We start from the raw sequence: 24,723 nt of genomic DNA, 5'->3' as shown, positions 1-24,723 counted from the left end.
AGCCGTTATACCTTTAGGAGAATAATCTTAACTGCTTTGGGAAAGGAAACAGAAAGAGGAAAATGCTCGGCGGACATTCAATATACGCCCGTTTATCGTTGTTATTACATAGTATATTACAAAAATGACCAATAGTCAACCGCAAAAATATTAAAAACTGACTTTCAGTCATATTTTTGTATATCTGCACAAATACGGCTTGATTTTTTCGTGACCGTTAGTCACTTTTATGCCCTTGACAGGCTCTATTTTTCGGGCTATAATAAATACAGCGCAACCAGCTTTGCTGTTTGCGCTGTAAGTTACAAGTGATTAGTGATTAGTGAATAGTGTTGTGACGACATTACACCGTCCGAAAAATACTTCATTCAATAAAAACGGGCGACGGAACGTCGCCCCTACAAGCTAAGGGCTAAAGGCTAACGGCTGAAAAGAAAGGTGTGTACTAATGGGAAAGGTCGATACAAACAAAAAGCTCAAGGAAAACTCACTGCTGAAAACCGCATTCGAGTTCTTCACCACAAAGGGCTTCAGCAAGACTTCCATAACAGACATCGTCAGTAAGGCAGGAGTTGCAAAGGGCACCTTTTACCTTTACTTCAAGGATAAATACGACATAAGAAACAAGCTCATATCCCATAAATCCAGCCAGCTTTTCAAAAACGCCATAGCTGACCTTGGGGACAAGCTGGACGCTCTCCCATTTGAGGAAAAGATAATAAAGGTCAGCGACCATATCATAAATCAGCTCAACGAGAACCAGTCCCTGCTCACATTCATATCCAAGAACCTGAGCTGGGGCATATTCAAGACAGCCATAACCTCGCCTGTTTCCGACGACGACGTGGACTTCTCCAGCATATACGAAAAGCTCCTTTCGGAAGCTCCCAAGGGCATAAAGGACCCCGAAATAATGCTGTTTATGATAATCGAGCTTGTTAGCTCCACCTGCTATTCAGCCATACTCTACAAGGAGCCCTGCTCCCTTGAAAAGCTCAAACCCTATCTGTACAACAATATAAGAATGATGATAGCACAGCATGAGGGAAATGCAAAGTAAGTAGTGAGTAGAAAGTAGTAAATAGTAAAAGGCGAACCTATCGGTTCGCCTTTATTTTGTAGGGGCTGGCGTCTCCGACAGCCCGAAAAAAGGCAGTCCATATGGACTGCCTTTTTATGTAGGGGCGGATATTATCCGCCCGTTTTGCAAGTATCCGATGTTTATGCGGGCGACGGAACGTCGCCCCTACATATTATCTGGTTATGTTCTTCGCCCATTTATACTTCATGTAATGTTTGTATACAGCAGGTATTTTTACAAACTCGTCCAGAGTGAGTATGAAAGCCACCGCAAGAACGGGGAGCTTCAGCCAGAAAGCTCCTATCATACCCATGGGGACTACCACGCACCAGAGCGTCACAATGTCGCATATCATGCCGAATTTCGTGTCTCCGCCGGCAGGGAAGATACCGCCGATAACAGTTGAATTAAGAGCGTTTCCGATGATATAGTAAGCCGCCATGAACATCATATACTTAAGGTAATACTGCGCCTGCTCGTTGAGAGTTATTACTTTGAGAATAAACGGTGTCAGCGCAAGTATGACCACTCCCGAGCCTGCTCCGATAAGTATAGACAGGCGCACGAACTTTCCGCCAGCCTTTTTGGCTTCTTCTATCTCGTTTCTGCCCAGCATACCGCCGATTATGATACCTACTCCTGCCGCGATTCCCCAGCAGAGGCTTGCTATCATGCTCCTGACAATGCTTGCAATGGAATTTGCCGCTACAGCGTCGCTGCCGAGTCTGCCCATAATGACCGAGTACATGGTGACGCCGCCGCCCCAGCCAAGCTGATTCAGCAGAAGCGGCAGGGTATATTTTATGTAGTCTTTGTGCAGAACGGCTTCATTAAGATGAAACAGCATACCCACGCGCAAAGGCGGACATTTGCCGCGAAGCATTACTACAAGAATAAACACGCACTCAAAGGCTCTCGCAAGGACTGTCGCCAAAGCAGCTCCTGAAATGCCCATTTTCGGAAAAGGTCCGATACCGAAAATAAGCAGCCAGTTTACCACAATGTTGAATACAACGGAAAGGCTTCCGATAAGGGAGCTGAGCCTTGCGCAGTCGCAGACCTTCATAATGCCGAAATACGCCTGTGAAAAGCCTGCCAGTACATATGACAGCGCAACGGTGCGGAGGTAAACTCCGCCGAGACGTATGAGCTCGGGCTCGTTGGTGAAGAAGCGCATGATGTGCTCGGGGAAGAACAGCGCTCCCAGAGTAAAAACAGCTCCCACAAGGAGAGAATACCGCATTGTAAGAGCGAGTACCTTCTCGACGGTGGTATGGTCATTTTTGCCCCAATACTGAGCCGCAAGGACGTTGCAGCCCGATATGAACGCCATAAAAAACAGGCTGTACACAAAGGCGACCTGACCTGCCAGCGACGAAGCCGACAGTGAGTCCTGATCCATAAAGCCCAGCATAAAGGCGTCCGAAGCCGATACCAGCGACATCATGAAATACTGGACGGCTATGGGGGCTACAATGGTGAATAATTTTTTATATATACTTTTATCTTTCATAAATCTCCTTTTTCTTATGTGGCGATTATATTACTTGCCGAGCCCATGAATGGGATTCCAAAGGGACTGTGTTCCTTTGGCAGAGTGACTCCCCATAAGATGGGGAGATGTCCGAAGGACAGAGGGGACGTACCGGTAAGGTCAGAGGCAGCGCCTCTGGTGGGGTGACTCCCCACAGTGTGGGGAGATGTCGCAAAGCGACAGAGGGGCTGGGGCGGTTAGCCTGGGGCAAAGCCCCACAGTTACAAAGCGCTCCGCAAGGGGTGAATTCAAAAACAGTCCGGTGGACTGTTTTTGAAGAGGGGACGCCCTGCAAGAGAGGGCGTCCCTTAACGGGCGGATAATATCCGCCCCTACATTAGGTCATTTGAGGTTATTTCGTAAGGCACGGGCGCCCAAAGGGCGCCCCTACAAAATGACGAAAAAGCTGCCGCACATCTGTGCAGCAGCCATATTGCTTATTAAACAGCAGCCTTATCGTTTTCGGGCTTTGTTTCCTCAGCCTTATCAGGTACGCTCACCTTTTCGATATCGGCGCCCAGCGCACGAAGCTTGCCCTCCATGCAGTCATAACCTCTCTCGATATGGTAGATATCCTCTATCTCGGTAACGCCGCTTGCAGCAAGTCCTGCGATTATCAGCGCAGCGCCTGCTCTCAGGTCGCAAGCCTTTACGGGAGCTCCCATAAGCTTGCCTGTGCCCTCGATAAGAGCAACCTTGCCGTTTACTGTGATATCTGCGCCCATTCTTCTGAGCTCGTCAACATAGCGGAAACGCTGTTCCCAGATATTTTCGGTGATAATGCTTGTACCCTCTGCAAGACAGAGAAGCGTAGCTATCTGAGACTGCATATCAGTAGGGAATCCGGGGTGCGGAGCTGTCTTGATGTTGGTCTTCACAAGAGGACCGTCAACCCATACTCTAATACTGTCGTCGAACTGTTCTATGTTCACGCCGATCTTTTCAAGCTTCTTTGTGATCGACTCAAGATGTTTCGGGATTACGTTCTTTATGAGCACGTCGCCCTTTGTAGCGGCAACTGCAACCATGAAAGTGCCTGCCTCTATCTGGTCGGGGATAACAGCGTAGGTAGTACCGTGGAGGTGCTCGACGCCTCTTATCTTGATAACGTCTGTACCTGCACCCATGATGTTAGCTCCCATAGAGTTGAGGAAGTTTGCAAGGTCAACGATATGTGGCTCCTTAGCCGCATTCTCGATGACTGTGAGTCCCTCTGCCTTTACAGCCGCAAGCATAGCGTTCATAGTAGCTCCGACAGTGACAACGTCGAAGAATATCTGATTTCCGCTGAGCTTGTTTGCAGTAAGATCTATCATGCCCTGACTGAGGCTGTAATTCGCACCGAGAGCTGTGAAAGCCTTTAAATGCTGGTCGATAGGACGGTCGCCCAATGGACATCCGCCTGGCATGGAAACTCTTGCCTTATTGAACTTTCCGAGGAGCGCTCCAAGGAAATAATACGAAGCACGCATCTTTCTTGCATACTCATAAGGTACGCAGAACTTGTCTATTGTAGTAGGATCGATCCTGTAGGCGTCCTTGCCTATATTCTCGACCTGTGCACCCATTTCCTTAAGGATCTGGATACAGATTCTGACATCGCTGATGTAGGGTACATTTTCTACGATACATGGTTCATCTGAAAGAATAACTGCGGGAAGAATAGCTACAGCCGCATTCTTGGCACCGCTTATTGTGACTTCACCCTCAAGGCGTCTTCCGCCTTTTACAACAAACTTATCCAAATATTTTCTCTCCTTATTTTTCGGGTATCTTTATCTTTTCCCGAATTTCTTTCTTTTGTTCCCCGGCATAAGACGCCGGCAATTTACACAATTTGGGATTTTGCTGAATAATTAGTTTTTATCGTAATCGGAAATATCAAAGCGAACAGGTTCGCCCTTATATTCCGAAACCTTAACGTACTCTATGGTAACGTCCTTGGTTGGCTTATCACTGCCGTCTACCTCAACGTTCTGGACATCGAATACGATATCAAGTCCGTCGAATACCTGACCGAAGATAGTATAATTGCCGTCCAGCCACGGAGCGCCGCCGTTCTTTGAGTATATCTCCTTTTCGTTTTCGGTGAAGAAATAACCGCCGTCCTCCAGCTGTTTAATCTGGTCTGCGTCATACTTCTGACCTGTAACGATGTAGAACTGGCTTCCGCTTGAAGCAGTAGAGCCGCTGTTTGCATATGCAACAGCTCCTGCGGCATGGATAAGGTGAGAATCTGCACCGTCGTCAAAGCCCTTTTCGTATATGGACTCGCCGCCTGTACCGTCACCCTTCGGATCGCCGCCCTGTATCATGAAGTCCTTGATAACTCTGTGGAATGTAAGACCGTCATAATATCCCTTTTCAGCGTGCTCAAGGAAGCTTGGAACTCCCTTTTCCGCATACTCGGGGAAGAGCTTTATCTTTATCTCTCCGTCATAGCCCTTGAGCTTCATGGAAACTACCTTTTCGCCCTCTTTTGGAGCTGTAAAGTTGGCTATTGAGAGATTTTCCTTGCCTGTAGCCTGTCTGATAGCCTCGCCGTCGAACTTTTCGTACTCGTCGAGATACCAGTGTATATCCTCGCCGTTATACTCGCCTACAGTAACGGATTCAACGATAACATCTCTGTAAGGCATACTGCTCTGAGCGTCTACCGCTACGTTCTGTACCTTGAATATAACATCGAGTCCGTCGATGACCTGACCGAAAACGGTATAATTTCCGTCCAGCCACGGCGCACCGCCGACCTTTTTATATATAGCCTTTGCGTTGTCGGAGAAAGCATATCCTGCCGCCGCAAAGTCCTCGAAGTTCTGATCTGTCGGAACAGTACCTGTTACCACATAGAACTGGCTTCCGTCAGTAGCTGTTCCGCCGCTGTTTGCGTAAGCAAGAGCGCCTGCACAGTGGATAAGGTGTGGATCCGAGCCGCCGTCAAACTTGCCGCCCCAGACGCTTTCGCCGCCCATTCCTGTGCCTTCGGGATCGCCGCCCTGTATCATGAAGTCCTTGATAACTCTGTGGAACTTGAGTCCGTTGTAGTAGCCCTTTTTAGCCAGCTCAACGAAGTTCTCAACGCCCTTGTCCGCATATTCGGGGAAGAGCCTGAACTTTACCTCACCATAATCCTTGATATTCATAGTGATTATGGTATCGCCCTTCTGCGGAGCTGTAAAATTGGCTATATCAACATTTTCTGCTGTAACGGGCTCTGTTGCCGCCTCTGTAGTACCGATCTCGGCAGAGCTCGATGTACCTGAGGTGTCAGAAGCAGAACCGCCGTTTTCCTTGATATTCTTGCCGCATGATGTAAGAGACGAGAATACAAGAGCCATGCAGAAAACGCCTGCAATGATTCTTCTAAACATGATTTCACTCCTTGAAAACGTGAAACTATATGAATAGTATGTTCAAAACAGAACAAAAAACTATACTTCAACTTATATATTATACACCACAAAAACCGTTTTGTAAAGTGTTTTCATAATTTTTTGTATTTTTCAGACAATCACGGCAGTTAAAACATGGTGATTTCTTCCTAAAAGCAACGGTATACTGTTATTTTTCAGATTCTGTCTTTGCTTCTTCAGCTGCGGAATATGTGCTGATAGTGACGGTTTTTATCTTCACGTCCTTTACGGGGACTTTATAGACGCCCATTTCCTGCGCTTCAAGATCTGCAAGCTTCTCGACAACGTCCATACCCTTATAGGTCTGACCAATTACGGTTATCTGCTGTGAGAAATTGGGCACTCCGCCGTGCTCGATAAAGGCGTCGGCAAGCTTTTCGCTCTCGGAGTAGTCCTTGAGCTCCTTCTTGAATTCGTCGTTGAATTTCACGGTATTCAGCGTCATAAAGCGGCTTCCGTTGTAATATGTGCCGCCGCCGAGGAATTTCTGTTTGAAGCTCTTCTTGACAGTGGTATTCATGGCAAGAACAGCGCCCTTGAAAGGCCATAAGTCCTGATGAAGCTCTCTCTCCACCAGCTCATGGGAATTATCATTGGCACTGCCGTTTTTGTTGGGAGCTCCAGCCGCCGAGTACACGCCGCTCTCCGAATGGAAAACATAGGTGTCATTGTAGTAGCCCTGCTTTGCAAGCTCCGTGAAATTCGCCACGGCGTTGGGGGAATACTGCGGATAGAGCACGAAGCGGTATTCTCCGAGATCAGTGTCCACGATAGCGATAGGATCGCCGTCCTTCGGGGGATCAAGCTGTACCAGCTTCATAGTCTCGGCGTCAACGGTGATATAGCTGTTGTTACGTGCCATAAGGGTATTGCTGAGCATTACCACCAGTGATGAAACGCCCATTATAAGAGTAAATATCAGAACGAGTCTGACAACATTATTCTTTTTCAGCATAAAATAGTCCTTTCCTAAGCATATACCCCTTTATTATAACCAAAACTCCTGTTTTTGTCAACCACTTTCAGCGTTAGCTTTTAATCAGGCACGGGCGGATAATATCCGCCCCTACAGGCTAAAAAAAGTGGGCATTTGCCCACTTTTTTACATATCATTTCGATTTTCCAGCGCCTTGAACAGCGTTACCTCGTCGGCATATTCAAGTATACCGCCCACGGGAAGTCCGAATGCAAGCCTTGTGACCTTTATGCCCATAGGCTTTAAAAGTCCTGCTATATACATCGCCGTTGCGTCGCCCTCTACAGTGGGATTGGTAGCCATGATGACCTCTTCCACACCGCCCTCGGCTATCCTCGCAAGAAGCTCCTTTACGCGGAGCTTATCGGGAGTTATGCCGTCCATAGGGGACAGCAGTCCGTGGAGCACATGGTACACGCCGCCGTACTCTCTGGTACGCTCAAAGGCTGTAACGTCCTTGGGGTTCTCGACTACACAAATAACGCTCCTGTCGCGCTCGGGATCGTCGCAGATAGGGCAGATGTCCCTCTCTGTGAGATTCTGGCAGCACTTACAGCAGTGAACGTTTTTCTTTGCGTCGATGAGCGCCTTTGCGAAGTCCTCCACCGCTTCGGTATCCATAGACATTACGTGATACGCAAGTCTCTGGGCAGATTTCATGCCGATACCGGGCAGCGACGCGAACTTCTCCGCCAGTATGACCAGCGGCAGCGCGTTATGATCCGCCATTATTTATCAGAAAAGACCGGGGAGAGATACTCCGCCTGTGATCTTGCTCATTTCAGCCTCTGTTGTAGTCTCAACGTTGTTGATAGCTTCGTTTACAGCGCTGATGATGAGGTCCTGAAGCATATCGATATCCTCGGGATCAACTACCTCGGGCTTGAGTGTGAGAGACTTGATAGTCTTCTTGCCTGTGATAGTTACTTCAACTGCGCCGCCGCCAGCTGTAGCAGAGAACTCTCTTCCCTCGATATCCTCCTGAAGCTCAGTGATCTGATCCTGCATCTTCTGAGCCTGCTTTATCATCTGGTTCATGTTCTGAGCGCCGCCGCCGTTGATATTCTTAGGTATTCTTGCTTTCATTTTAAAATTCTCCTTTGAAAATATTAGTTTCTATGTTTTATATAAAGCAAATTATTCTTGTTTCAGTCTGTCCATAAACGTATTTTAAGGGAACGCCTTAACTTGCAAGGCGTTCCCTCTCAAAAAACAGTCCGCCGGACTGTTTTTTGATTCACCCTTTGCGAAGCGCCTTCGATATTTGGGCTCTGCCCAAACCCGCCAGAGGCGCTGCCTCTGGACTCTGCCAAAGGAACACAGTCCCTTTGGAATCCCTTTCTTAGGTAAAACCGTTTTTCAAGCTGAACCAAATCATATTTGCTTTTAAACTTACTGATTCTCCACCGCAGTCTCTATCTGGCTGTCCATAGCCTTTTTTATAAGGCTCTCGGCGAGGTTTTTCTGCTCCGCAACAGTTGTGGCGCACCTTGCCTTGATTATGAAGCGCTGTCCCAGTACGTTTGCGATAGCCGCACCGAGGGAATTCGCGTTCTCCTTGACCTTGAAAAGCTCCATAAAGAAGCGGTTCTGAGCTGTGATAAAGATGTAGTTTCCTGCTGTACCTGCAAAAGAGCCGTCAAGGCTTCCTGCAACGGCAGGATTGATATTCCTGAACTCGTCGAGAACTTCGTTCCAGCGTTCGCAGGGGATAATGTCCTCGGGCTTGAGCTTCTTGATATCAATGGTGGGAACAATTTTCTCGTCCGCAGGAACGGCGCTTGCTTCAAGCACCTCGGGCTTTTCCTCGGCAGGCTTGCCAGCCGCGGGAACAGCTCTCGGGACGGTGTTTATCTTATCCTCCAACTGTTTTATTTTATCATATATTTCAGAATTGTCAATACTTTCTGTTGTATTCTTTACATTTCCGCAGAGCTTTATGAGAGACATCTCGAACTCTACGCGCTTATTCATAGCCCTTTGCATACGCTCACGGCACTCCTGCAAAGCTGAGAGCCTGTCCATGACCGTAGGCAGGTCGGACTTTTCCGCGATAGCCTTTAAGCGTTCCAGCTCGTCGGGCATACAAACTATGAGCTTGTCTGCCGTATCGGGAGAGGCCTTTATGAGCATAACGTTTCGGAGCTGTGTTATGAGCTCCTCGCAGAGCCTTGTGAGGTCCTTTGACATATCGTAGAGGTCTGCGGTTATGGATAACGCCTTTGGAGTATCGGAGTCCGATACGGCGTCAAGCATATCATAGAGGTAGTCTCTGCCTGCGATACCTGCGGCATTGGAAACAGCCTCGGCGTTTATGACCTCCGCGCACACCGAGCACTGGTCAAGAAGGGATACCGCGTCACGCATACCGCCGTCGGCAAGCTTTGCTATCATAGCCGCGCCGTCCTCGGTGAGGTTCAGCTCCTCCTGCTGGGCGATATAGCTTATTCTGGCGGCAATGTCCTCCGCCTTTATCCTGCGGAAATCGTAGCGCTGACAGCGTGAGACGATAGTTGCAGGAACTTTGTGTATCTCGGTAGTTGCGAGAATGAATTTCACATACGGGGGCGGCTCCTCCATAATTTTCAGCAGGGCGTTGAATGCGCCTGCGGAGAGCATATGCACCTCGTCGATAATGTATATCTTGTATGCGCCGCGCTCGGGAGTATAAACTGCCGCGTCGCGCAGGTCGCGGATATTGTCTACGCCGTTGTTTGAAGCCGCGTCTATCTCAACGATATCGGTAAGAGCTCCGCTGTCTGCGTCGCGGCAGATGTCGCATTCGAGACAGGGATTGCCGTTTTTCATATTGCGGCAGTTGACGGCTTTTGCAAGGATACGGGCGCAGGTGGTCTTACCTGTACCGCGTGAACCTGTGAAAAGGTATGCATGGGCGGTCTTTCCGCTGATTATCTGGTTTTTCAGAGCTTCTGTGGTGTATTGCTGGGATATGACGTCGTCGAATGTCATTGGTCGCCATTTGCGGTAAAGCGCCTTGTACACAGCCTTTCCTCCTTTACAGTTTTTTGATGAATTCGTCCTTTTGCAGGGCAACCGTGCCCTTGTAGTATTTTATGAAGTCCACGGGATTGTCGATATTGTGGACTATCGCCAGCTTGTAGAGCTTCTCGGCTTCTTCATAGTGTCCAAGGAGCACATTTGCGATAGCCGCGCCGCCGAGAGCGTTTGCGTAGTCCTCATGGCGCTCGATAGAATCGTTGAACCACTTGAGAGCGGACTCGCCGTCGTATTCCTTTAAATATACGTTGCCCATCTCACAGCGGAGCTTATTGCTGTATTTGTAGTCTTTTTCGTCCATGAGCCCCTCATAGATAGCCACAGCACGCTTGGGATCGCCGTTTATGGAGTAGCACCGCGCTATGAAAATAGGGAGCTCGGGAATATAGAAGCCGTTCTCCTGCGCGTTTTTATAGCATATTATAGCGTTGGGATAGGCGTCAAGGATATCGTAGCAGCGTCCGCGGTAGAACTCGTTTACGGCAGTTTCCTGCTTGGAGAGGCTGTTTTCCTCTCTGCCCAGGTCGGTAAAAGCTTCAAGAGCCATGCGGAAGTTGTTCTTGTGGAAGAGGTTCAGACCTTTCTCGAAGCGCCTTGACTTGCGGTTTATGCCCGTAAAGGCGTTGCCAATAAGGTCGTCGTCGAACTGGTGGAAAATGCTCTTCTTGAACCTGATTATCTCAATAAATGAAATGCCTATCCAGTGCAGGAGAAAAATGACCGCCATATACATGACCACAAAGGAGAAAGCAGTTTCTTTCTCGCCGAAAAATATCATTGCGGTGAATATCGCCAATGATAATACAAAGGAGGCTGCAAGAGCCTTCGGGATACTGCGCCAGAAACACAGCAGGACGCGCCTTGTCCGTGCTGCAAGAATGGAACGGAACATTCTTATCCCCCCTATCAAAGAAAAATTCCGGAACATAGATGTGCAGGCTTGCTGCGGCACACAACACGCACCGCTTAATGCTGCTCGGTCTCCCGCCTGACATGGTTCACGGGGTCTTGTTGCACAGGGCCCACACATCTATATTTCGGAATTTCACACCCGTTTATACGAGCAGACGATGCTCTTTTAATATGATATCATAAATGTGGGACTTTGTCAAGCAAAAATTATAATATTTAAATCGAGCCCATAACCAGAACTAAGAACTAAGAGCTAAGAACTAAGAATGTAGGGGCTGGCGTCCCCGACAGCCCGTCAGTTCCGTTGCAATTATGGGACGTCGAGGACGCCGTCCCCTACAATTGGTTTTAAATGACCGATTGTAGCCCGTGCCTGACGAAACAGCTCAAAAAAACAATGCAAACCGTCGGGCGAACGCTGTTCGCCCCTACAATGGTTTCATTAAGTCTTTCCGAGATTTGCGGACTGCCAAAGGCAGCCCCTACAAGTTTTTACGGTCATTAGAAGTCGTTTCGTCAGACACGGGCGGCGAAACGCCGCCCCTACAGGCTATAGGCACGGGCGGATAATATCCGCCCCTACTATGCACTACTCACTAACCACTTAAAAAGCGCAAACTTTCAAATATTATGGGATTTATTGACATATTTCAGCGGCTGTGGTATACTTATTCCAATAATATAAAAATATCGAAAGGAAAAGACCTAAATGGCTCCCGAAAAACTATATATGGTAGTTCCCTGCTACAACGAGCAGGAGGTGCTCCCCGAGACCTCAAAACAGCTCAGGGCTAAGTATACCGCCCTTATGGAACAGGGACTTATCTCCCGTGAAAGCCGTATCGTGTTCGTCAACGACGGCTCCTCAGATAAGACATGGAGCATTATTCAGGAGCTCCACAGCACCGAGCCCCAGTTCTTCTCTGGTATCGACCTTGCCCACAACAGCGGTCATCAGAACGCCGTTCTCGCAGGTCTCATGACCGTCAAGGATATCTGCGATATGTGCATTACCATGGACGCCGATTTACAGGACGATATCAATACTATCGACGAAATGGTCAGGAAGTACTACGAGGGCAATCAGGTGGTATACGGCGTAAGAAGCGCCCGTGATACCGATACTTTCTTCAAAAAGACCACCGCCGAGGGCTTCTATAAGTTCATGAAGGTCATGGGTGCGGACGTCATCTACAACCATGCGGATTTCCGCCTTATGAGCAGCAGGGTTTTGCAGGAGCTGGCAAACTTCAAGGAAGTGAACCTCTTCCTCCGCGGAATGGTGCCGCTCATCGGCTTCCAGAACTGCAAGGTTTACTACGAGCGCCATGAGAGAGCCGCAGGCGAAAGCAAGTACCCTCTGAAAAAAATGCTCTCCTTCGCTATAAACGGCATAACTTCATTCAGCACCAAGCCGCTGAAGCTCATAACAGGTCTGGGACTTATCATGTCCGCAGTCAGCATAATCGCCTTTATATGGGCGTTCATCACGAAGATAGTGGGCTTTACCGAGCACGGCTGGTCAAGCACCATGTGCTCCATATGGCTCATTGGCGGCTTGCAGCTGTTCTGCCTCGGTATCATAGGCGAGTACATAGGCAAAATTTACGCCGAGGTCAAGCAGAGACCGCGTTATATCGTCGCGGAGTTCCTCAGCGATGTGAATGAAAAGGAGAAAAAATAACAGCGGACAGCGCTCATACAGGGCTTTTTCTCCCTACCCCCTTGACAAACAGCAAAAACTGTGCTAAGATAATGTACATATTATAAAAAACGTTGATGAGGAAGGCTTTTCCGATACCGTTTCAGAGAGCAGCCGCTTGGTGCGAGGCTGTACGGTCAGGATATCACAGCACACCGCCTCTGAGTACGCCCAATAAGCGTCGGGAGCTCCCGTTACAGAGCACTTGAGATACGGAGCTTTCTCCGTGTGAATCAGGGTGGAACCACGGTGTATCATCGTCCCTTGTGCCTAATACAGGCGTGAGGGGCGTTTTTTGTTATCTTTTGCAGGGGAGGTGAGATATTGAGCAATATCAGCTACAACAAACAGGAAGAAGCCTTTGAGCTGCCTTATAAGCTCTGGGGCGAGACCATGACTGTCCGCTTCTACGTGGACGACGAAAAGCAGATAATGGATAACCTTTCCTCTATCGCAAAAAAGCTTGCAAAGCTGGACGGCAGCCGCCGTCAGATAGCGGAGATAATAATAGACGAGGGCTACTACGAGGGTGCAGATCCCGACGCTCTTGCGAAGCTTCTGGAGCTCCGCAACGTCCATATAGACCTTGACGACGGAGACGTTATCGTGTGCTTCGATACGGGCACAAATGACGGATATATGCAGAATTTCGTGTACGTCGAATTGTTCGCCGAGATGTTCGAGATAACAGGCTGGGCGGATTGATATGGACAGACCGGTACGAAAAGAACACAGATTGACGGGTTATGATTACAGCCGAAACGGAGCGTATTTTATAACGATATGTACCAAGGATAAGCAGCATTATTTCTGGGATTACAGTAAACCTGTAGGGGGCGATGCCCACATCGCCCCGTTCGTTGATAATATTAATGACATTTCCACGTTATTGCCATTTGAATTATCAGAAATCGGGAAGATCGTTCAGAAATATGTCGTAAGCATAGACGGAATAATAAAATACGTTATAATGCCGAATCATGTTCATATTATTCTGAAAATTGAAAATGATTACGTACCCAATAGCGGGGCGATGTGGGCATCGCCCCCTACACAATCGTTACCCAAGCTGATTCGTTCATTTAAAATCCTCGTAACCAAAGAATTAGGTTTTTCACCTTGGCAACGTAATTATTATGATCATATAATTCGCAGTGACAGGGAATTATCCGATATTTGGAATTACATCGAAAACAACCCGATAAATTGGGAAAATGATGAATTATTCTGCAAGGAATAACAGTCATCGCAAAATGGATAAGATAATTATGCATTACGCATTATGAATTATGAATTAAATAAAAGGAGAGATCATCATGATCAAATTAACATTACCTGACGGCAGCACACGCGAGATCGAGGCTGCACAGTCAGCCGCAGAGGTCATCAAGGGCATAGGCATGGGACTTTACAAGGCAGCCTGCTGTGTAAAGATAAACGGCGAGGTCTGCGACCTCCGCACTGTTATCGACAGTGACTGTCAGTTCGAGGTATGCACCTTCGACAGCCTCGACGGCAAGAAGACCTTCTGGCACACAGCTTCTCATATCCTTGCACAGGCTGTAAAGAGACTTTACCCTGCTGCAAAGCTGGCTATCGGTCCTGCTATCGAGAACGGCTTCTACTACGACTTTGACCTTGAAAAGCCTTTCACTCCCGAGGAGCTTGAAAAGATAGAGGCTGAAATGAAGAAGATAGTCAAGGAAGGCATCGAGCTTGAAAAGTTCGAGCTTTCACCTGCTGACGCTATCGCTAAGCTCAAGGAAATGGACGAGCCATACAAGGTAGAGCTCTGCGAGGAGCACGCTGACAAGGGCGAGCCTATCTCATTCTACAAGCAGGGCGAGTTCATCGACCTCTGCGCAGGTCCTCACCTTATGGACACAGCTCCCGTAAAGGCATTCAAGCTCCTTTCATGTACAGGCGCTTACTGGCGCGGCAATGAGAAGAACAAGATGCTCAGCCGTGTATACGCTATCGCATTCCCCAAGGCTTCACAGCTTGACGAATATATCAAGATGATAGAGGAAGCAAAGCTCCGCGACCACAAGAAGCTGGGCAAGGAGCTCAGCCTCTTCATGTTCGACCACACTGCTCCGGGTATGCCTTACTGGCTCCCAAGAGGCTGGAAGCTCTTCAATGCTCTCCTTGAATACTGGAGAGGCGTTCACGAGGATCACGGCTATACCGAAATTTCAGGTCCTGTTCTCTCAAAGAAGGAGCTCTGGGTAACATCAGGTCACTGGGACCACTATCAGGACGGTATGTTCGTTATCCCTGCCGAGGAGGACAACGAGGTTTACTGCGCTAAGCCTATGAACTGCCCTAACGCTATCAAGGTATACATGAACAAGCAGCGTTCATACAAGGAGCTGCCCCTTAAATTCAATCAGGTAGACGTTATCCACCGTAAGGAGAAGTCAGGCGAGCTCAACGGTCTCTTCCGCGTTCAGCAGTTCAGACAGGACGACGCTCATATCCTCGTAACAGAGGAGCAGATCGCTTCCGAGATAAACGATATCATGGATATCGCTACAGAGATTTACAAGACATTCGGTCTGGAGTACAAGGCTGAGCTGTCCACACGTCCCGACGACTACATGGGCGATATCAACGTATGGAACAAGGCTGAAGCTGACCTCAAGGCTATCCTTGAAGAGAAGTACGGTCCCGACGGATACGAGCTCAACGAGGGCGACGGCGCATTCTACGGTCCTAAGATAGACCTCAAGATGAAGGACGCTATCGGACGTGAGTGGCAGATGGGTACTATCCAGCTCGACTTCCAGCTCCCGCTCAACTTCAAGATGAAGTACATCGCTTCTGACGGCTCAGAGAAGCAGCCTGTAATGATACACAGAGCTATATTCGGTTCATTCGAGAGATTCATCGGTATCATCACCGAGAACTTCGCAGGCGCATTCCCGTTCTGGCTCTCACCAATGCAGGTAGGTATCGTTCCTATCAGAACAGACCACAACGACTACGCTAAGAAGGTAGCAGACCTCCTCAAGAAAAACCACATCAGAGCAGAGGTAGACTACACCGACGACAACATGAAGAACAAGATAAGACGCTTCAAGGACTACAAGGATCCGTATGTTGTCATCATCGGCGACAACGAGGCTGAAAACGACCTTATTTCTATCAATATCCGCGGAAATAAGCAGCTCAAGAACATTCCGCTGGACAAGTTCATCGAGATGTGCAGAACTATGAACGAGGAGCACTCTCTCGATATCATAGACACTCTTTGATAAGCAAATTAAGGGGCTGCCGTTAGGCTGCTCCCCTTAACGGAAAAAGCGGGCTACCGAGCCGTAAAGTAACGGCTCATATTTGGTAACCTGCGATTCCGCCAAAGGGGGCTCCCCTTGGCAGCCCCTGCTTTATACAGAATTATCATGTACAGGGCGGATTTTTTCCGCCTGTAAATAAAAAACAAACGGAGGGATATTTATGAACGAGCTTTGCATGATAATCAAGGACATGGTAATACCTAACTTTATGAACATAAGGACTTCACTGCGAACTTACGACCGTGACGCGCTCTGCTGCGGAGCTCCCTGCTGGCGCTGGGCTTATCACGCTATCCATTCGGCGGACAAGTGGTTCATAAACCCCTGCGTTTACGATGAACCGCCTTTCCATGAGGAGGGCATGGACAACCCCGATAATCCTACATCGGTAGTCCTCTCCGATGAGCAGCTTTTAGAGTACCTCGACGCGGTAGAGAAGAAAACTCTGGACTACATCGACACGCTCACAGATAATATGCTCTATGAGAAGCCCGAAAACTGCGAACATACACGCATGGAACTGGTGCTCAGACAATTCAGGCATATCTCATTCCACACGGGAATGCTCAACGGTCAGACGGCTCTGGCTACAGGAAAATTCCCAATGTGGGTATCACAGGCTGATAAATACGTCGATGACGGCATATTCTTCGGCAGATACCGCAAGGGACAGGTAACTAAATGATAAAAGGACACCTTTAGGCTGCTCCCCTTAACGGAAAAAGCGGGCTACCGAGCCGTAAACTTACGGCTCATATTTAGTAACCTGCGAATCCGCCAGAGGGGGCTCCCCTTTGGGTGTCCTTTTTTATGCATAATTAAAGGGCGGATAATATCCGCCCCTACTTTTTTGTGAATTGCGGAACTCCGAGAACGGCGTTCCCTGCAATCAGAATATCATCTTAGCTTCGAGGTAAGCAACGAGGTCGTCGATAGCAACTCTCTCCTGCTGCATTGTGTCACGGTCGCGGACAGTTACGCAGTTGTCCTTCTCCAGTGTATCGAAGTCGTATGTGATGCAGAACGGAGTACCTATCTCGTCCTGACGGCGGTATCTCTTACCGATAGTACCTGCCTCGTCGAAGTCTACCATGAACTTCTTGGAGAGCATATCGTATACTTCCTCAGCCTTTGGTGTGAGCTTCTTGACGAGCGGAAGTACAGCACACTTGAAAGGAGCAAGTGCAGGGTGGAAGTGCATAACTGTTCTTGTCTCTCTCTTCTCCTTGCCGTCCTTGTCTGTTGATACCATTTCTTCCTCGTCGTAAGCCTCTGTAACAACTGAGAGGAAGAGTCTCTCTACGCCGAGAGAAGGCTCGATAACGTATGGGATATACTTCTCGTTTGTCTCGGGATCGAAGTATTCAAGTGACTTGCCGCTGGTATTGATGTGCTGTGTGAGGTCATAGTCTGTTCTGTCAGCAACGCCCCAGAGCTCGCCCCAGCCGAATGGGAAGAGGTACTCGAAGTCTGTTGTAGCCTTTGAATAGAAGCAGAGCTCCTCCTTGTCGTGGTCGCGGAGACGGATATTCTCCTCCTTGAGACCAAGTGAGAGCAGGAAGTTCTTGCAGTAGCTTCTCCAGTAGTCGAACCACTCAAGGTCAGTGCCCGGCTTGCAGAAGAACTCAAGCTCCATCTGCTCGAATTCACGTACACGGAAGATAAAGTTACCGGGTGTTATCTCGTTACGGAAGGACTTACCTACCTGAGCAACGCCGAAAGGAACCTTTTTACGTGTGGTTCTCTGGATATTTGCGAAGTTTACAAAGATACCCTGTGCAGTCTCGGGGCGGAGATAGAGCTCGGACTTGCTGTCCTCGGTAACGCCCTGGAATGTCTTGAACATGAGGTTGAACTGACGGATATCAGTGAAGTTCTGCTTGCCGCAGTTAGGGCAGCAGATGCCTTTTTCCTTGATGTAGTTCATCATCTGCTCGTTGGACCAGCCTGCAACGTTTGTGCCGTCGAAGTCCTCGATGAGGTTGTCAGCACGGTGACGAGTCTTACACTCCTTACAGTCCATGAGAGGATCTGAGAAGCCGCCGATATGTCCCGAAGCAACCCATGTCTGTGGGTTCATGAGGATAGCGGAGTCAAGACCTACGTTGTACTTGTTCTCCTGAACGAACTTTTTGAGCCATGCCTTCTTGATGTTGTTTTTGAGCTCAACGCCCAGCGGACCGTAGTCCCATGTATTAGCAAGACCGCCGTAGATCTCGGAGCCAGGGTATACGAAGCCCTTTGACTTACAAAGGTCAACTATCTTGTCCATTACTTTTTCATTGTTTTTAAGCATAATAAGCAACCTCGCTTTTATTTTTTAATAGTCAACTTATATTTTACCGCAAACGCGCGAAAAAGTCAAGTATTTTGTAAATACGGATAATACCCACCCGAGTCTTTCAATGATACTCCCCGTATTGAGAAGCAGCTGTCCTTTTTTATGAACAGAGAGGACTATGTTTGAGCACCTCAATATCATTTTTTATTTGTAAAATGTTTCGCCAGACTTTAATTTAAATATTGACTTTTAATCAGTCTAATGCTATAATGTAATCGTTTAGAAAAAATACACTATTTTTATCTGAACTAATTATATGGCTAACATAATCACAACAACACTACATTACGGAGGAAAAAATGAAAAAATTATTCAAAAAACTAACAGGCTGTACACTTGCATTTACTCTTTTAACAGGATCAGTTTCCGCAACAGATCTTATAACCCCGAAAAGCACCGCTGCTTTTTCTATCTCATTTTCATGGATAAATAATGCTGTATCAGATAAAAATGCTCCATTTATTGCTCATTGTCAAACATATGGCTGGCAGGATACAAGGTGGATACTCGGGAATTGTTATGCACAACAGTCTTATTTAAAATCGCTTAAACTAGAAGAAGTATATGACCAGATAAATACATACATCGGTACTACAGGCAAAGCAAAAAGGTTAGAAGCATTTATAATCGGTGATCCTAATGTAGAATACTGTGTGCAGTATGCTAATGAAACAGGCTGGCAGGAGTGGACAACCGGTGCGCCCACATGCACTATCAAGGGTTACAATATGAACGAATGGCTTGAGTCTGCTATGCTCAAAGAACATATGGCAGGAACAACAGGTCAGGCAAAAGCTATTCAGGCAATCAAAATTAGAAGCAAAGAAAACTACTATGATGTTTTTTATCAGGTCCATATACAGGGAAGAGGTTGGCTGAACTGGACTAAAAACGGCAATCCCGCAGGCAACGGACATGGCGTAAGGGTAGAAGCTATCAGAGTAAAATTTATGGAAAAAAACACCTGTGCGATAGCTCCACAATCAGAAGACGGACAAGCTTACGCTTATTATAATTGATTCGGATCACATCTTAATTGTAAGCCAATAAATTAAATTTATTTTACAAGCTCCTCAGTCATAGAGGAGCTTTTTCATGCTCAAAATTCAACGCTCTGTTGAATACAACGTTAAAAATACCAAATTGACGGGTTGAAATGTGCCAAAAAATGTGATATAATATCAGTATAACTGATGTTACATCATTACTGATTTTCACGGCGGCGCAAGCAGAAGCTCCGCTGAAAAAAAATAAACATACAGGAGACCTTTAATGAATATTGAAATAGCAAGAATAAATCAGGAAATAGAAAAAGATCCGAAAGACTATGTAAGGGCAGTCAACGAGGACTACCTCTACAAGCTCACACAGATAGCCAACGATATCGCCGAAAATTACAGCGAAAAGCCTGTAATACTCCTCTCGGGGCCTTCGGGCTCGGGCAAGACCACTACGGCGATGATGATAGAAAAGCTCCTTGACGACATGGGGCACGAAACTCACACCCTTTCCATGGACAACTGGTTCTGTCCGCTGACAGAAGCCGAAAAGGCTCTTGCGGCAGAGGGCAAAATGGATCTGGAGTCCCCACTCCGCGTGGACAGTCAGCTCCTCAATCAGCAGATAGAGGCTATAAGCGCCTGCCGCGAGATAGAGCTGCCGAAATACGACTTCAAGACCTCTACCCGTACAGGCTCGGGCAGAAAATTCAAGAGAAACAAGGGCGAAATAGTTATTTTCGAGGGCATACACGCCCTGAATCCTGCTGTTATCACCGTTCCCGACAGCATGATAAGCAAGATATACGTCAGCGTCCGCACCAGAATATCGGGCGAGAACATACTTCTTCACCCCTCAAGGGTAAGACTTATGCGCCGCATGATACGCGACAGGAACTTCCGCAAGCGCTCTCTCCGCGAGACAATGAATATGTTCCACAGCGTTGAGGCAGGCGAGAACAAGTACATAATGCCCTACAAGTACCGCTCGGACTACGACGTGGATACCTTCATGTCCTACGAGCTTTCGGCATACCGCAACGACCTCCTCGGACAGCTCGGGGAGCTTTCCGACGTTCCCGAGGTAAGGGAGTGCATAGCCGTACTGGAGCAGCTCACTCCGCTTGACAAGGCGGATATAACTCCCGATTCGCTAATATGCGAATTCATAGGCAACGGACAATTCAAATACTGATGATCGGGACGGATAGTCCCATATAGAATAGGAGACAGAATAATATGGAATATCTCGAAAACCGAGAGCTTTCTTGGATAAAATTCAATAAAAGAGTCCTCGAAGAAGCCGTCGATCCCGATACGCCCCTTCTTGAAAGACTTTCATTTTCCGCAATATATCAGAGCAATCTGGACGAATTTTTCATGGTCCGTGTGGGCTCTATAACAGAAAAAGCTAAGAAAAAAAATACTAAGCCCGACAAATTCTCGGGAATGACTCCCGACCAGCAGCTTGACGCTATTTTCACGGCAGTCCGCAGACTACAGCCCTCCGTTGAGGGAGCTTTCCTCACTACCATGAGCGAACTGGCGGAATTCGGCTATGAGCACGTTTCCTTTGACAAGATGACAAAGGAAGAGCTGGCACAGCTTGAGCTGTACTTCAAGCGCGAGCTGAAGCCCTTTATCTCGGGCATAGTCATAAATGACGCCCTGCCATTCCCGTTTCTCCATAACAAGGAGATATACGCAGTAGTACAGCTCGGTGCGAAAAAAGGCATATCCATAGGTCTGATACCTGCCACCATAAACCGCTCAGAGCGCATAATCCCACTGGACGGCAACGGCAAGCGCTTTATCCTCGCAGAGGAAGTTATACTGCACTTTGCCCACCAGATGTTCAAGAATTACAAGGTCATAGACCGTACTCTCATAAGAGTTACCCGAAGCGCCGCTATTACGGCTTCGGGAACAGGTCCCGAGTTCCGCAGACGCATGGAGGAGCTTGTCGACAAACGCCAGAAGCTCCAGCCTATGCGCCTTGAAATGACGGGAGTTTTCAGCCGCGACGCACTGGATTACCTCTGCAAGAAGCTGAAAATAAAGAACGCCCGTGTATTCACATCAAGGATACCTCTCGACCTGTCGTACCTGTTCACATTGCAGGAATACGACGATAATCCCAAGCTCCACTATACCCTCCGCACTCCGCGGAAGCCTGCGGCTCTCTCGGATACGCGCCCTGTGTTCTCGCAGGTCAAGTCAAGGGATATACTGCTGAGCTACCCCTTTGAGTCCATAAATCAGTCGTTTATCAGGCTCTTGCAGGAGTCCGCAAACGATCCCAAGGTGACTTCAATAAAGATAACTCTCTACCGTCTTGCGCGGAACAGCAAGGTCATAGACGCACTGTGCACCGCCGCTGAAAACGGCAAGGACGTACTCGTTATGATAGAGCTCCGCGCCCGATTTGACGAGGAAAACAACATAGAATGGTCAAAGCATTTGCAGGAGGCAGGCGTAAATGTCATTTACGGTCCCAAGGAGTACAAGGCTCACTCGAAGCTCCTGCTCATCACACGCAAGGCGCAGGGCGGCAGCTTCGACTACGTGACGCAGATAGGCACGGGCAACTATAACGAAAAGACAGCCGCACTCTACACCGACTTGATGCTGCTCACAGCCGACAGAGACATCGCTGCCGACGCAGAGGCAGTATTCGAGTCTCTGCAAAATGGCACATTCGTTGAAAAGACCAACAAGCTCCTTGTGTCGCCCCTTGCTCTCAGACCACAGGTGCTGGCTATGATGGACGAACAGATAGCTATTGCCAAAAGCGGCGGAAAGGGCTATATCGCCGCAAAGATAAACTCCCTCAACGACTCCGCCATTATCGCAAAGCTGGTCGAGGCTTCGCAGGCAGGTGTCAGGGTAGAGCTCATAGTCCGCGGACTTTGCTGCCTTATCGCAGGAGTTCAGGGCTATACCGAGAATATCTCCGTCCGCAGCGTAGTGGGACGTTTCCTTGAGCACAGCCGTATATTCATATTCGGCGAGAACGGTCCCGACCAGAAAATTTACATCGGCTCAGCCGACTATATGAGCAGAAATACTATACGCAGAGTCGAGGTCGCGGCTCCTGTTGAGGACGAGCGCCTGAAAAAGCGTATCCGCGAGATGTTCAGCGTTATCATGCGTGACAACACCAAGGCAAGGATAATGCTCAGCGACGGCACTTATATCCGCGAGCGCAGAAACTCCGATATACCCTTCAATTCGCAGGAATACTTCTACGAAGAAGCATACAAAGCCCTTGAAAACAAGAGCAGCCGTCAGGAACAGCTCCGTAAGAACCGCGAAAAGGGCGCTGAGAAGAAAGCTGCGGCTAATAAAGCTCCTGCAAAGAGAACAGCGGCAAAAACCACAGCATCAAAGACCTCGGGCAGAAAAAAGACGGCAAAGCCTGCTCCCGAAAAGACCGAAACGGCTCCTAAGAAGCGCGGCAGACCGAAAAAGGCGTAATAACCGCATTTTTGCGTAAAATTCACAAAAAATCCATATTTTACTTGCAGCATTTGAAAGAAAATACTTGAAACGAGTCGGATTTTGTGATATAATGAACGCAGTGCGTTCATAATGATTATAATGTCCGCGCAGATATGCAGATCAGATATCCGCTCCCTGCGTATCGGGCATCATATCACAATGCTGCGCCTGTGTTATAATTATTATTAATCAAGCAATTAAGCTGTCTGAGGTTTTGATAAATGATTGGATTCTATAACTATACGGTTATTCTTACATATATGAGCCTCGTTTCCTCCGTTATCGGTATGCTTTTCGCAGTCGGCTACGGCGGCACGAGACCTCACCCCGAATACGCCATAATATGCCTTATGGTCTCGGGACTGTGTGATATGTTCGACGGTAAGGTCGCCCGTACAAAAAAAGACCGTACCGAAAGCGAAAAGAAATTCGGAATACAGATAGATTCCCTTTGCGACGCTATCTGCTTCGGAGTTCTTCCTGCGGTCATAGGCTATTCCGTAGGAATGAAGGACTGGTGCGACCTGCCTATTCTCGTGCTCTTCCCTCTGTGCGCCGTCATAAGACTTGCGTACTTCAATGTAGCCGAGGAGGAACGTCAGAAAAAGACCTCCGAGAACCGCAAGGTCTATGAAGGTCTGCCCGTTACCAGCGTTGCGCTGATAATACCGCTGATTTACAGCTTCCATAAGGATATCGGCGGAGACTGGTTCCCCGAGATATACGGCGGAGCTCTGCTGCTCATCGCTATCGCCTTCATCACAAGATTCAAGGTGAAAAAGCCAAGCATGAAGACCATGCTGTGCTTCATCGGAGTAGGCGTTATCGAGCTCATCTGGATGCTCTACAAGACCAAAACAAGGTAAAAACACAGGCTGCCGCGCACTGCGGCAGCCTTTTTCGCAAAAAAGGACTTTACAACAGTTAAAATTTAATGTATAATACATATAATCAAGTCAACAGCAGATGACCTGCTGTAAGAAAGGACAGCATATATGAAAAAGCAGTTTTTCTGCATCTGCGCTGCGGCGGCACTCGCTGTCTGCGGAGCCTCCTGCGGCAGCCGACCTGTTTCAAACAGCGGAATAAAGGCGTCCGTAGAGACTGTGAACAACCTCTCGATGAACGAGCTGAAAACCAATACCACAGGCAAATGGGAGACCGCAAGAGAATACCTCGACGGCAGAGAGATCGACAAGACCGAGATCAATTGCAGCCGCTATGAACTGGCTGCCGACGGCAGCGGCTTCTGGTGGGATGCTGACGGAAATAAACAGCAGGTAAGCTGGGAGGTCACCTCCGACGGCGGCGTAAGGCTCCTTTACGAGGAAATGGGCGAGCTCACCGAGTATTATGACTACATGGGCTGCGACCTTGTAATGAAAAAACAGACCAACGAGGGAACTCTCGATATATACCTCGCCAAGGTCACTAAATTTACGGAAAAAGGAGCTGAAACATGAAAAAGATAATAGCTTTTACTCTTTCAGCCATAGTTCTTCTCTGCTGCCTTGCAGGCTGCGGTGCAAAGCGCGATCCCAAGTATTACGGCAAATGGGAGGCGGACTACATGACCATTGACGGCAAGAAGTATGAGGATCTCATGCTCCCTGTGGGTGCGCTTTTCCGCTTTGAGCTCTCAAAGGAGGGCAAGGTGACATGGAACTCCGCAGTAAACAATGCCATTATCCAGAATGCCAACGAGGACAAGGACATTATATGGAAGGGCATCGACGAAAACAGGATAGAAATAAGAGTAACCGACCTTAACGGCAAGGAGGATACTCAGACCATGGAGCTTGCATACGTTGACGAAGCCCTTGTCATAGATATGGACAGCTCTCAGATACACCTCGTCAAGGTGGACGAATTCAGTGAGATAGATCCTTACCTGCTAAACAGCGCCGCAAGCGCTATACAGAATTTCGGCATTACAGAATAAAAAGGA

The 24,723-nt window shown here is 48.0% G+C and carries 21 protein-coding genes and 1 other RNA gene; 12 read left to right on the top strand and 10 right to left on the bottom strand.

Annotated features, from left to right (window positions below; all coding sequences use genetic code 11):
• The first annotated feature begins 448 nt into the window (after positions 1-448).
• Positions 449-1,060 (top strand): TetR/AcrR family transcriptional regulator, encoded by a 612-nt coding sequence (locus BT105_RS05240; RefSeq protein WP_072299766.1) that lies wholly within the window; start codon positions 449-451, stop codon positions 1,058-1,060.
• 193 nt (positions 1,061-1,253) lie between these two features.
• Here BT105_RS05240 and BT105_RS05235 read toward each other — a convergent pair whose 3' ends face one another.
• The 9 genes from BT105_RS05235 to ffs form a co-directional block, all read right to left on the bottom strand.
• The gene (locus BT105_RS05235; protein WP_072299765.1) at positions 1,254-2,594 is read right to left on the bottom strand and encodes an MATE family efflux transporter; all 1,341 of its coding nucleotides are present in this window, start codon (positions 2,592-2,594) and stop codon (positions 1,254-1,256) included.
• A 461-nt stretch (positions 2,595-3,055) separates the two neighbouring features.
• A complete protein-coding gene (locus BT105_RS05230; RefSeq protein WP_072299764.1) occupies positions 3,056-4,360 on the bottom strand; it encodes a UDP-N-acetylglucosamine 1-carboxyvinyltransferase in 1,305 nt (434 codons plus the stop codon).
• 111 nt (positions 4,361-4,471) lie between these two features.
• Positions 4,472-5,986 (bottom strand): peptidylprolyl isomerase, encoded by a 1,515-nt coding sequence (locus BT105_RS15350; RefSeq protein ID WP_207646760.1) that lies wholly within the window; start codon positions 5,984-5,986, stop codon positions 4,472-4,474.
• A gap of 190 nt (positions 5,987-6,176) precedes the next feature.
• The gene (locus tag BT105_RS05215) at positions 6,177-6,983 is read right to left on the bottom strand and encodes a peptidylprolyl isomerase (RefSeq protein WP_072299763.1); all 807 of its coding nucleotides are present in this window, start codon (positions 6,981-6,983) and stop codon (positions 6,177-6,179) included.
• 147 nt (positions 6,984-7,130) lie between these two features.
• The gene (recR, locus tag BT105_RS05210) at positions 7,131-7,733 is read right to left on the bottom strand and encodes a recombination mediator RecR (RefSeq protein WP_024861208.1); all 603 of its coding nucleotides are present in this window, start codon (positions 7,731-7,733) and stop codon (positions 7,131-7,133) included.
• Between the two features lie 6 nt (positions 7,734-7,739).
• A complete protein-coding gene (locus BT105_RS05205) occupies positions 7,740-8,090 on the bottom strand; it encodes a YbaB/EbfC family nucleoid-associated protein (protein ID WP_028513994.1) in 351 nt (116 codons plus the stop codon).
• A gap of 306 nt (positions 8,091-8,396) precedes the next feature.
• Complete coding sequence (gene dnaX / locus BT105_RS05200) at positions 8,397-10,007, bottom strand: DNA polymerase III subunit gamma/tau (RefSeq protein WP_072299762.1); 1,611 nt, start codon at positions 10,005-10,007, stop codon at positions 8,397-8,399.
• Between the two features lie 13 nt (positions 10,008-10,020).
• Entirely contained in the window at positions 10,021-10,914 is an 894-nt protein-coding gene (locus BT105_RS05195) for a tetratricopeptide repeat protein (RefSeq protein ID WP_072299761.1), read from the bottom strand.
• A gap of 37 nt (positions 10,915-10,951) precedes the next feature.
• An RNA gene (gene ffs / locus BT105_RS05190) (signal recognition particle sRNA small type) lies at positions 10,952-11,050 on the bottom strand.
• 593 nt (positions 11,051-11,643) lie between these two features.
• Between ffs and BT105_RS05185 the strand changes: the two genes are divergently transcribed.
• The 5 genes from BT105_RS05185 (at position 11,644) to BT105_RS05165 (ending at position 16,620) form a co-directional block, all read left to right on the top strand.
• Entirely contained in the window at positions 11,644-12,618 is a 975-nt protein-coding gene (locus BT105_RS05185) for a glycosyltransferase family 2 protein (RefSeq protein ID WP_072299760.1), read from the top strand.
• 342 nt (positions 12,619-12,960) lie between these two features.
• Positions 12,961-13,341 carry a hypothetical protein gene (locus tag BT105_RS05180; RefSeq protein ID WP_072299759.1) on the top strand — a complete coding sequence of 127 codons (381 nt, stop codon included), beginning with the start codon at positions 12,961-12,963 and terminating at the stop codon, positions 13,339-13,341.
• A 1-nt stretch (position 13,342) separates the two neighbouring features.
• Positions 13,343-13,876, top strand: a complete 534-nt coding sequence (locus BT105_RS05175; protein WP_072299758.1) for a transposase — start codon at positions 13,343-13,345, stop codon at positions 13,874-13,876.
• Between the two features lie 76 nt (positions 13,877-13,952).
• Positions 13,953-15,893, top strand: a complete 1,941-nt coding sequence (gene thrS, locus BT105_RS05170) for a threonine--tRNA ligase (RefSeq protein WP_072299757.1) — start codon at positions 13,953-13,955, stop codon at positions 15,891-15,893.
• 202 nt (positions 15,894-16,095) lie between these two features.
• Complete coding sequence (locus BT105_RS05165) at positions 16,096-16,620, top strand: hypothetical protein (RefSeq protein WP_072299756.1); 525 nt, start codon at positions 16,096-16,098, stop codon at positions 16,618-16,620.
• Positions 16,621-16,824: 204 nt separating this feature from the next.
• On the opposite strand, the gene BT105_RS05160 is transcribed toward BT105_RS05165, so the two are convergent.
• Positions 16,825-18,231, bottom strand: coding sequence for a glycine--tRNA ligase (locus BT105_RS05160; protein WP_072299755.1), 1,407 nt, complete (start codon positions 18,229-18,231; stop codon positions 16,825-16,827).
• Between the two features lie 344 nt (positions 18,232-18,575).
• Between BT105_RS05160 and BT105_RS05155 the strand changes: the two genes are divergently transcribed.
• The 6 genes from BT105_RS05155 (at position 18,576) to BT105_RS05130 (ending at position 24,717) form a co-directional block, all read left to right on the top strand.
• Positions 18,576-19,295: a hypothetical protein gene (locus BT105_RS05155; protein WP_072299754.1), complete on the top strand. Its 720-nt coding sequence runs from the start codon at positions 18,576-18,578 to the stop codon at positions 19,293-19,295.
• Positions 19,296-19,548: 253 nt separating this feature from the next.
• The gene (locus tag BT105_RS05150) at positions 19,549-20,469 is read left to right on the top strand and encodes a uridine kinase family protein (protein ID WP_072299753.1); all 921 of its coding nucleotides are present in this window, start codon (positions 19,549-19,551) and stop codon (positions 20,467-20,469) included.
• 44 nt (positions 20,470-20,513) lie between these two features.
• Positions 20,514-22,751, top strand: a complete 2,238-nt coding sequence (gene ppk1, locus BT105_RS05145; RefSeq protein WP_072299752.1) for a polyphosphate kinase 1 — start codon at positions 20,514-20,516, stop codon at positions 22,749-22,751.
• 245 nt (positions 22,752-22,996) lie between these two features.
• Positions 22,997-23,641 carry a CDP-alcohol phosphatidyltransferase family protein gene (locus BT105_RS05140; RefSeq protein WP_072299751.1) on the top strand — a complete coding sequence of 215 codons (645 nt, stop codon included), beginning with the start codon at positions 22,997-22,999 and terminating at the stop codon, positions 23,639-23,641.
• A gap of 129 nt (positions 23,642-23,770) precedes the next feature.
• Positions 23,771-24,238 (top strand): hypothetical protein, encoded by a 468-nt coding sequence (locus BT105_RS05135; protein ID WP_072299750.1) that lies wholly within the window; start codon positions 23,771-23,773, stop codon positions 24,236-24,238.
• Positions 24,235-24,717 (top strand): hypothetical protein, encoded by a 483-nt coding sequence (locus BT105_RS05130; RefSeq protein WP_072299749.1) that lies wholly within the window; start codon positions 24,235-24,237, stop codon positions 24,715-24,717. The genes BT105_RS05135 and BT105_RS05130 overlap by 4 nt, the downstream gene beginning before the upstream one ends.
• Positions 24,718-24,723: the final 6 nt, after the last annotated feature.

The organism is Ruminococcus flavefaciens (genome assembly GCF_900119075.1).
Taxonomy (GTDB): Bacteria; Bacillota; Clostridia; order Oscillospirales; family Ruminococcaceae; genus Ruminococcus; species Ruminococcus flavefaciens_Q.
This window is presented reverse-complemented; position numbering and strand designations above follow the sequence as displayed.

What these genes read in the sequence shown, in the direction of transcription:
- BT105_RS05240 (WP_072299766.1), top strand. Translation starts at nt 449, where the DNA reads ATGGGAAAGGTCGATACAAACAAAAAGCTCAAGGAAAACTCACTGCTG.
- BT105_RS05235 (WP_072299765.1), bottom strand. Translation starts at nt 2,594, where the DNA reads ATGAAAGATAAAAGTATATATAAAAAATTATTCACCATTGTAGCCCCC.
- BT105_RS15350 (WP_207646760.1), bottom strand. Translation starts at nt 5,986, where the DNA reads ATGTTTAGAAGAATCATTGCAGGCGTTTTCTGCATGGCTCTTGTATTC.
- BT105_RS05215 (WP_072299763.1), bottom strand. Translation starts at nt 6,983, where the DNA reads ATGCTGAAAAAGAATAATGTTGTCAGACTCGTTCTGATATTTACTCTT.
- recR (WP_024861208.1), bottom strand. Translation starts at nt 7,733, where the DNA reads ATGGCGGATCATAACGCGCTGCCGCTGGTCATACTGGCGGAGAAGTTC.
- BT105_RS05205 (WP_028513994.1), bottom strand. Translation starts at nt 8,090, where the DNA reads ATGAAAGCAAGAATACCTAAGAATATCAACGGCGGCGGCGCTCAGAAC.
- BT105_RS05195 (WP_072299761.1), bottom strand. Translation starts at nt 10,914, where the DNA reads ATGTTCCGTTCCATTCTTGCAGCACGGACAAGGCGCGTCCTGCTGTGT.
- BT105_RS05185 (WP_072299760.1), top strand. Translation starts at nt 11,644, where the DNA reads ATGGCTCCCGAAAAACTATATATGGTAGTTCCCTGCTACAACGAGCAG.
- BT105_RS05175 (WP_072299758.1), top strand. Translation starts at nt 13,343, where the DNA reads ATGGACAGACCGGTACGAAAAGAACACAGATTGACGGGTTATGATTAC.
- thrS (WP_072299757.1), top strand. Translation starts at nt 13,953, where the DNA reads ATGATCAAATTAACATTACCTGACGGCAGCACACGCGAGATCGAGGCT.
- BT105_RS05165 (WP_072299756.1), top strand. Translation starts at nt 16,096, where the DNA reads ATGAACGAGCTTTGCATGATAATCAAGGACATGGTAATACCTAACTTT.
- BT105_RS05160 (WP_072299755.1), bottom strand. Translation starts at nt 18,231, where the DNA reads ATGCTTAAAAACAATGAAAAAGTAATGGACAAGATAGTTGACCTTTGT.
- BT105_RS05155 (WP_072299754.1), top strand. Translation starts at nt 18,576, where the DNA reads ATGAAAAAATTATTCAAAAAACTAACAGGCTGTACACTTGCATTTACT.
- BT105_RS05150 (WP_072299753.1), top strand. Translation starts at nt 19,549, where the DNA reads ATGAATATTGAAATAGCAAGAATAAATCAGGAAATAGAAAAAGATCCG.
- ppk1 (WP_072299752.1), top strand. Translation starts at nt 20,514, where the DNA reads ATGGAATATCTCGAAAACCGAGAGCTTTCTTGGATAAAATTCAATAAA.
- BT105_RS05140 (WP_072299751.1), top strand. Translation starts at nt 22,997, where the DNA reads ATGATTGGATTCTATAACTATACGGTTATTCTTACATATATGAGCCTC.
- BT105_RS05135 (WP_072299750.1), top strand. Translation starts at nt 23,771, where the DNA reads ATGAAAAAGCAGTTTTTCTGCATCTGCGCTGCGGCGGCACTCGCTGTC.
- BT105_RS05130 (WP_072299749.1), top strand. Translation starts at nt 24,235, where the DNA reads ATGAAAAAGATAATAGCTTTTACTCTTTCAGCCATAGTTCTTCTCTGC.